7 protein-coding genes are annotated in these 6,924 nt (G+C 63.8%); 2 read left to right on the top strand and 5 right to left on the bottom strand.

Translation table 11 applies throughout. The annotated features are described in order from the left end of the window. The 4 genes from V5A53_RS11465 to V5A53_RS11450 all read right to left on the bottom strand — a co-directional run. On the bottom strand, nucleotides 1–593 hold a 593-nt coding region (locus V5A53_RS11465), incomplete at its 3' end, for a class I SAM-dependent methyltransferase (RefSeq protein WP_332313748.1). A 60-nt stretch (nucleotides 594–653) separates the two neighbouring features. Continuing rightward, nucleotides 654–2,738 carry a type II secretion system F family protein gene (locus V5A53_RS11460; RefSeq protein WP_332313747.1) on the bottom strand — a complete coding sequence of 695 codons (2,085 nt, stop codon included), beginning with the start codon at nucleotides 2,736–2,738 and terminating at the stop codon, nucleotides 654–656. After that, a complete protein-coding gene (locus V5A53_RS11455) occupies nucleotides 2,739–4,364 on the bottom strand; it encodes a type II/IV secretion system ATPase subunit (RefSeq protein ID WP_332313746.1) in 1,626 nt (541 codons plus the stop codon). A 108-nt stretch (nucleotides 4,365–4,472) separates the two neighbouring features. After that, complete coding sequence (locus tag V5A53_RS11450) at nucleotides 4,473–4,961, bottom strand: DUF7549 family protein (RefSeq protein WP_332313745.1); 489 nt, start codon at nucleotides 4,959–4,961, stop codon at nucleotides 4,473–4,475. 134 nt (nucleotides 4,962–5,095) lie between these two features. Between V5A53_RS11450 and V5A53_RS11445 the strand changes: the two genes are divergently transcribed. Beyond that, nucleotides 5,096–5,551 carry a DUF5793 family protein gene (locus V5A53_RS11445; RefSeq protein ID WP_442928629.1) on the top strand — a complete coding sequence of 152 codons (456 nt, stop codon included), beginning with the start codon at nucleotides 5,096–5,098 and terminating at the stop codon, nucleotides 5,549–5,551. Nucleotides 5,552–5,599: 48 nt separating this feature from the next. On the opposite strand, the gene V5A53_RS11440 is transcribed toward V5A53_RS11445, so the two are convergent. Then, nucleotides 5,600–6,250 carry a helix-turn-helix domain-containing protein gene (locus V5A53_RS11440; RefSeq protein WP_332313743.1) on the bottom strand — a complete coding sequence of 217 codons (651 nt, stop codon included), beginning with the start codon at nucleotides 6,248–6,250 and terminating at the stop codon, nucleotides 5,600–5,602. A 136-nt stretch (nucleotides 6,251–6,386) separates the two neighbouring features. Between V5A53_RS11440 and V5A53_RS11435 the strand changes: the two genes are divergently transcribed. After that, complete coding sequence (locus V5A53_RS11435; protein ID WP_332313742.1) at nucleotides 6,387–6,689, top strand: DUF5785 family protein; 303 nt, start codon at nucleotides 6,387–6,389, stop codon at nucleotides 6,687–6,689. The last annotated feature ends 235 nt before the right edge of the window (nucleotides 6,690–6,924 follow it).

Genomic DNA, 6,924 nt, shown 5'->3' with positions numbered 1-6,924 from the left:
CTCGATATCCACGAGCGTTCGACGGACAGTGCGCTCGCTTCGAGGTCCGCATCGAACTCCGCGGGCGCGTAGATGTGATAGAACCGCGGGACCGTCTCCCCGCCGGGAAGCGTCCAGTCGATCTCCGTATCGAACCCGTCTTCGGCGTCGGTGTCCGCCTCAAAGCGGTCGTGGGCCGTACTCCACGCGCTGACCAGCGCCGAGCCATCGAGGACGCGTGCCAGTTCGTCCAGACTCGCGCGTCGAAGCGCTCGACTCGGCAGGTGATGAAGGGTCGCGACGTAAACAGCAAGGTCGATCGAGTCGTCGGCCAGCGGCAGGCGGGAGGCATCGCCCTCGATGAGGTCCGCGGCCGGGACGCGGTCGGCCGCGATGGTCAGCAGTTCGCGGCTGATATCGAGGCCGAGAACGTGGTCGGCGTGGCCGGCGAGCAACTCGACGTGGCGGCCGTTCCCACAGCCGAGGTCCAGCGCGGTCTCGACCGTCCGGTCGGCACAGAAGGATTCGACTTCGGGCCACGGATACTCCCGCGTCGTCGCGAAATGCTCGGCGATGTGTTCGTAGGTGTCGCGTACGCCCTGCCGGTCGTCCATACCCGACCTATTCCGGGCGGTCACAAGAGCGCGACGGTCAGGGACGACTAGAAGAGTCAGTCAGCCCAGGAGCGTCAGGATGATGTAGGTGATAGTCAGCATTATCGTCGAGTGTTTGACGCCGTCCTTGATCGAACCGGCGCCCATCATCCCACCCACGAGTCCGGACAGCGCCGACTGGATGATTGCCGTATGGAAGAAGGCGAGTCGATAGGCGTCCTCGTCGCCGCTCTCGAAGCCGCTGAGGAAACTGCCAGCCCCGGCCCCGGAGCCGCCGATGGCGCCGGTATCCGGGAGGTTCGGGATGAGGACGTAATCCAGCGCCATGATGACGATGAGAAAGACCACGAACGAGACGTAGATGACGACGAGGTACGTGAACATCTCCTGTCGGCGCTGGCGGCGAAGCCGCTGGTCGGCACGCGCCTGCTCGGCGGCGATACGAAGCACGGGCCCGATCTCGTTGGAGGCCCGCATCGCGTTCGTGATGAGTGTGACCACGCGCGTGATAGAGGGCGTCTGGACCCGCGTTTCGAAGCGCTCCAGCGCCTGTGCCACCGTTGCGCCCCACTGGATGTCTCGCCAGATGCGGTCGACCTCTTCGTCCAGCGCGGCGATGTCGCTGTTGCGAACGCGGTCGAACGAGGAGACGACGGCGATACCCGCCTCGTTGAGGCTAGCCAGCCGTTCCAGGAGGTCCGGCACCGACTCTTCGAGCCGTCGGAGGCGGCGCTTGCTCGTCTCGTAGACGACCGCGAACGTCGCCATCAGGAAGAGCACCGCCTGTACGACGATATCGTCGAGCGCCCGCGGGTCGATGGAGCCGTCGGCCAAGGCCGTCGGGAGCCGATAGGCAGTGATCGCCACGGCGATGGGAACGGTCACATAGAAGACGAGAACGGGTTTGTTGATCGCGGACTGGATCGGCGACGTCAACGTGTTTCGAAGGTTTCGAAGGCGGTCGTAGGCGCGTAAGCGATCGTGGTTCGCTGGTGATTCCGCGCGCGTGTATCCGCCGTCGGCCTCGATGTTCTGCCGCGCCGTCCCCGTCTCCGCCTCGGCCGCGAGGACGCGGTTGCCGTCCCGCGAGGCCCGAAGCGGCTGTGTGATCTCCGCCAGATACGCGAGGAAAAGCAGGTTCCCTGCCGGCAGGATGATGTAGGCGATAAGCTGGATGAGCAACAGCGTATCGCCGGCAGTCAGGCCGATGATCAGCAGGATGGTGACCAGAAAGAGCATCCCGGCGACGACGGTCGTCACGTAGACCTCGGCGGTCGTCGCCAGCAACTCGAGGATCTCCTCCTGCTGTTCTTCGGCTTCCTCGCGGTAGCGTTCGTACTCCTCGTTGAGGAAGGTAGAGATGTTCCGGCCGCTCTGCAGGACGCTGCCGAGGTTCTCGGAGAACCGCTCGAACTGGTTCGAGGGCGTCTGCTGGGAGAGACCCTTGACCGCCGTCACGAGGTCGACATTGAACAGGTCCATGTTCCGAACGGCGATGCCGACCTCCGACGCACCCTCACCGAAGACGCCGTCGTTTCGCGCCAGCGCCCGCATCACGTCGGGAAACGCCATCCCGCCGCGGGTCAGCGCGTAGATGAACGCGACCATTCGCGGCATCCCCGCATCGATCTGCCTGCGGCGGGTATCCGACCGGACCTCGGGGAGTTTCCACCGTATGGTGTAGGCCGTCACGCCAGCGAGTATCCCAAGGAGGGCGCTCGATCCCAGAAAGACGATGAAAACGGTGCCGTCGAAGGTGACGACCCGCTCGGGAATCCCAGGAAGCGACGGGACCCACGATAGGTCCGGGAGATTGGTGAAAAGACCGAGCGAGGGCACGGCCGGGACCCCCAGCGTCCGAACGGCAGCGAGGGCCGCCGCACCGGCGTAGACGCCGAGGACGGCACCGGCGAACGCCGACCCCAGCGTGAAGAGGTATGTCTTCGTGGCGTACTCCCGGTACGGCGTTCCGATAGCCGCGGTTCGGAGCGTCCGTTCCCGTTTCTTATCGATGGCGAGGTTCCCACCGTCGAACAGCGAGAACGCGATTCGAGAGAGCAACTCGTCCAACGGCGAACTGTACGGGACGAGGACGAACGTACAGAGGATAACGACAGCGACGAGGAGCGGAATCAGTCGGAGCATCTATGTGCTCGTCGGTTCGGCTTCGGTCGATTCGAGTTCGACGTCCGCGATCTTCTCCATCACCGTCTCGGGGTCGGCGTAGTATTTGTTGACCATCGCGGTGAACTGCTCGTACTGGTCGACGCTCTCGTCCCAGAGGTACTTGAGGAACTTCCGGCGCCGCTGCATCTCCCGGAGCAGTTCGGACTGGCTCCAGCCCCGTTCTTCCCGGATCTCGTCCATGAGGTTCCGGTTACCCTCCCGATAGGTGTCGTCGGCCGACCGCCAATTGTAGGCGCTGGTGTAGTCGAGTTCGCCGGTCCGCTGGTCGATGCCCTCGATCTCGGCGATCGCCTTGGCACGGCGAACCCGCTCGCCGCCAAAGCGGGCCAGCGTCTGCACACAGAGGACGTCGAGCGACTGGACCATCGGCCGCGGCACGTTGATGGGCTCGTTCTCGAGTCGGTTGATGACCGTCTGGACCGAGTCGGCGTGCATCGTCGACAGCGTGGTGTGGCCCGTGTTCATCGCCTGAAACAGCGTGATGGCTTCCTCGCCACGGACCTCGCCGACGATGATGTACTCCGGCCGGTGTCGGAGTGCCGACCGCAGCAGGTCGTACATCGTGACGTTGGCGGCCTCGTCGAGCCGTTCGCGGGTGACACATGAAAGCCAGTTATCGTGATACAGGGCGAGCTCGCGGGTGTCCTCGATGGTGATGAGCTTCGACCGCGGCGGGATGAACATCGAGATGGCGTTCATCGAGGTCGTCTTCCCGGAGGCGGTACCGCCCGCGAAGATGATGTTCTTGTTGTGCTCGATGGCCATCCAGAGGTAGGCCATCTGCTGGAGCGAGTAGGTACCGAACTCCAGCAGGTCGATGGGGGTGAACGGTTCGTCGCTGTACTTCCGGATGGTGAAAGCCGACCCCCGCGGCGTCACTTCCTCGCCGAGGGCCAGTTCCGCGCGGGAGCCGTCCTGCAGCGTCGTCTCGACGACCGGGTTGCCGACCGAGATATGTCGGCCGGCCTGCTGGGCCATCCGGACGATGTAGCTGTCGAGTTCGTCCTGTGCGAAGGAGAGGTTCGTCTCGATGTCCAGATAATCGTCGTGGTAGGCATACAGCGGTATGTCGTAGCCGTCACAGGAGATGTCCTCGATGTACGGGTCGTGCATCAGGGGGTCGAGCCGGCCGAATCCCTGGAACCGACGGTAGAGGTAGTAGAAGAGCCGATAGAACCCCGAAACGTCGACCTCGATGCCGTACTGTTCGAGGCGGGTCTTCAGTTCCTGACGGAGGACTTCCTCGGGGCTTCCCTCGCGAGGTTCGTACAGGAGCGGCGTTCGGACGTCGTCGTAGAGCGTCTCGACGAGTTCCGCCTCGAAGGTATCGAGTTGGGGCTCGACGACGTGATAGAGGTGTTTGTCGTCGGACTCCTCGTAGGTGATGACCGCGTAGGAAAACGGCGGGTTCAGCCAGTAGCGGTCGGTTTCGCGAGCTTCGAACGTCTGATCGTCGGCGACGAGGCCGTGTTCGCCGGGTCGGTACAACTCGTCGGGCACGCGTGAGCCGCGGAGCATCTCCGCGGTCCGTACCAACTGTTCACGGACGGAATCGAGTACACCCTCGTTTTGATTGCGTGCCATCGATTGATCTCCCTGACGAACCCCCAGTTACGGATCGTGACAACGATCCGCGAGTGTCGTTCCATCGTAGTCCTTCACTCGGCATAAAACACCCGCCCGATACAGCGGTCAAGCCCGCTCGACGACGAGAAGCGTGCCGCCGAGGAAGAACATGAAGAAGACGCCGACCGGAATCGTGAACACCGCGAGTCCGACCCACAGGTAGTAACAGGCGACCGCAAGCGGCAGGCCCGCCCCGACGAGCAACACGCCCATGAGACGGACCGGGTCGACCGGTGATTCGGCTTCGAGCCGGTCCTCGTAGACGTAGTAGACGATGCTTAACGCGAGCGCGAGCGACAACAGGGCGGCGCCAACGACCCACAACTGGTAGGCCGTCGCGGTCGCCTCGGTTGCGGCACCGTCGGCGCCCTCGTGGACGAACGCCGAGAACGCACGGAAATTCGCCAGCGTGGGCGTGAACTGGATGAAGACGTAGGGGAAGTGGATTCGAATCTGGGTGCCCGTAGGGATGTACGTGACGACCCACGGCATGAGCGAACAGAGCCACGCTGACAGGACGGCGAGTTCTCCGGCGTATTCCGAACGGACCCACATACCGCTTGCCGCGCTTGGCTACGGGTAAAAGATACCGCATCGCGGGCGGAAGCCGTCCACTACAGCGTTACGCAGGCGTCTCCTATGGCGTTACGTTCATGTCCGCGGACACCTTAGGCGTCGATACTCAAGGGATGCGGCGTGATTACTTCACTCTGACCGTCGACGGTGTTACCACGGACGAGCCACAGCGGCCCGTCGTCACGATTACCTACGAAGGCCCGACCGAACAGCTCGAATCGCGGCTGACCAAGGGCGGGTCGCTCCTCTCGGAGGAAGAAGTCGACGTCGCCTACCGCCTCAAGGACCCACTCGACGCCGACGACCCCGAAGGCGTCGTCGCGCTGGCCGACCGGATGACCGGCGAGTACGTCCTCGAATTGAACGCCGACGCCGACTCCGTCTTCGAGTTCATCGAAGCCGCCCGCGAGTTCGGCGCCGAACGGGACAACGACGACCGGTACCGGATCGTCCTCGAGACAGACGACGGCCATCTCGCCACCTACGACATGTCGTCGCTGCTCGTCTACGACGCCGACGGTGACCTCCTCCGCGGCGAGAGCCTCATTCCCAGCGGCGTCGAACTGTAGGCGCTGACGAAGGAAACAAAACCGCTTTTCGTCGTCCCAGACGCGTCGCTACTGGATCAGTCCGGTGACCACGCGCGATTCGGCTTTCCGGAGGTGTTCGTCCACCGTCGAGGGCGCACAGTCGAGGTTGTCGGCGATGTCCTTGTGGGTCGCCCGCCGCGGCACGTCGTAGTACCCCTCCTCGACCGCCGTCTCGAAGACCTCCAGTTGGCGGTCGGTCAGCGGCGACAGGAGGTCCTCGCTTCCGGGGATGTACGTTCCCGCGTTGTTCACCGAGAAGTCGATGACATCGGGCATCGCACCCAGCGCGTTTCGGAGGTTCTCGTGGGTGCCGACCAGTGTCGCCCGGAGTCCGTCGTCGGTGAACTTCAACGGCGTATCCACGATGAGGGCGTGTTCGTGTGCGACGTCGAGCAGGACGTTCCCGCGGGAGGTTCGGTCGGCGTGGACGAAGACGTGGTAGCCGTTGCCCGCCAGATCGACCGTCTCGTGGTCGTGAACGTCGGTCCGCTCCGAGAGCGCATCGGCGAACCGTTCGCCGTCGCCCGTCACTCGATATAAAAGGACCGTCGTCCCGTCCGCCCGGGAGTCGACGTGCAAGAGCGCCTCGCGCGAAATCGCGTTATGGCCCTCGGTGAAGCGGTCTACCGGGTGGACGGCACGCTCGGTCGGCGAGAGGCTGAGTTTTAAGTATTGCATGGGGGTCTGCGGTCTATCCGCATCCGGGTCAGGACGGGGGTTTAAGATTCTGACAAAAGCGTCCAAACGTTGCGAACCGTCCACACGGCAATCGGGAGCGGAAACGCTTTTGGGACGGGTGGCCGACCTATACACTATGGACTGGCCCCACGACCCCGACGGCGAGGAAGGCTCCGAGGGGAAACGCAAGTACGGGCAGGCGGTTCTCGCAAAGAAACTCGACGAAGAGGAGGACTTCCCCCTGAAGAAGGAGGACTTCGTCGCGGACCACGGCGACGAACCCGTCCGGATCAACCACGAGCGCGTCGTCAGCGTCAACGACATCTTCGAACACGTCGAGGAAGACGAGTTCGAGGACATCGTCGACTTCCACAAGGCCACCGGCCGCGCGATGCGGTCGGCCGGCATGTGGGACATCGACGTGAGTAAGCACGCCTAGAACATACCACTTTTCGCACGCGAACTTTTTGCACGGCGAGCCTCCGGCTCGCCGGCAAAAACTTCGATGAAAAAGACACGGCGGTCCTCCCTCGGCTCACGGCGGCCGATGGCCGCCGTTCGCCTTTCCGAGACGCTCCCTTCGGTCGCGTCTCGCTACCGGTCGGCCCTTGGACCCGCGCTCCCTCCGGTCGCGCGGTGAACCGCTCGCACGCCTTCAGCGCGCTCGCGGACAT

The organism is Natronomonas sp. (genome assembly GCF_036625485.1).
GTDB lineage: Archaea > Halobacteriota > Halobacteria > Halobacteriales > Haloarculaceae > Natronomonas.
The sequence above is the reverse complement of the archived record's forward strand: the minus strand, read 5'-3'. Positions and strand labels throughout refer to the sequence as shown.

Bases quoted from the DNA above. Each gene is read 5' to 3' on its own strand.
- V5A53_RS11455 (WP_332313746.1), bottom strand. From the start codon at position 4,364: ATGGCACGCAATCAAAACGAGGGTGTACTCGATTCCGTCCGTGAACAG.
- V5A53_RS11460 (WP_332313747.1), bottom strand. From the start codon at position 2,738: ATGCTCCGACTGATTCCGCTCCTCGTCGCTGTCGTTATCCTCTGTACG.
- V5A53_RS11445 (WP_442928629.1), top strand. From the start codon at position 5,096: ATGCGGCGTGATTACTTCACTCTGACCGTCGACGGTGTTACCACGGAC.
- V5A53_RS11450 (WP_332313745.1), bottom strand. From the start codon at position 4,961: ATGTGGGTCCGTTCGGAATACGCCGGAGAACTCGCCGTCCTGTCAGCG.
- V5A53_RS11440 (WP_332313743.1), bottom strand. From the start codon at position 6,250: ATGCAATACTTAAAACTCAGCCTCTCGCCGACCGAGCGTGCCGTCCAC.
- V5A53_RS11435 (WP_332313742.1), top strand. From the start codon at position 6,387: ATGGACTGGCCCCACGACCCCGACGGCGAGGAAGGCTCCGAGGGGAAA.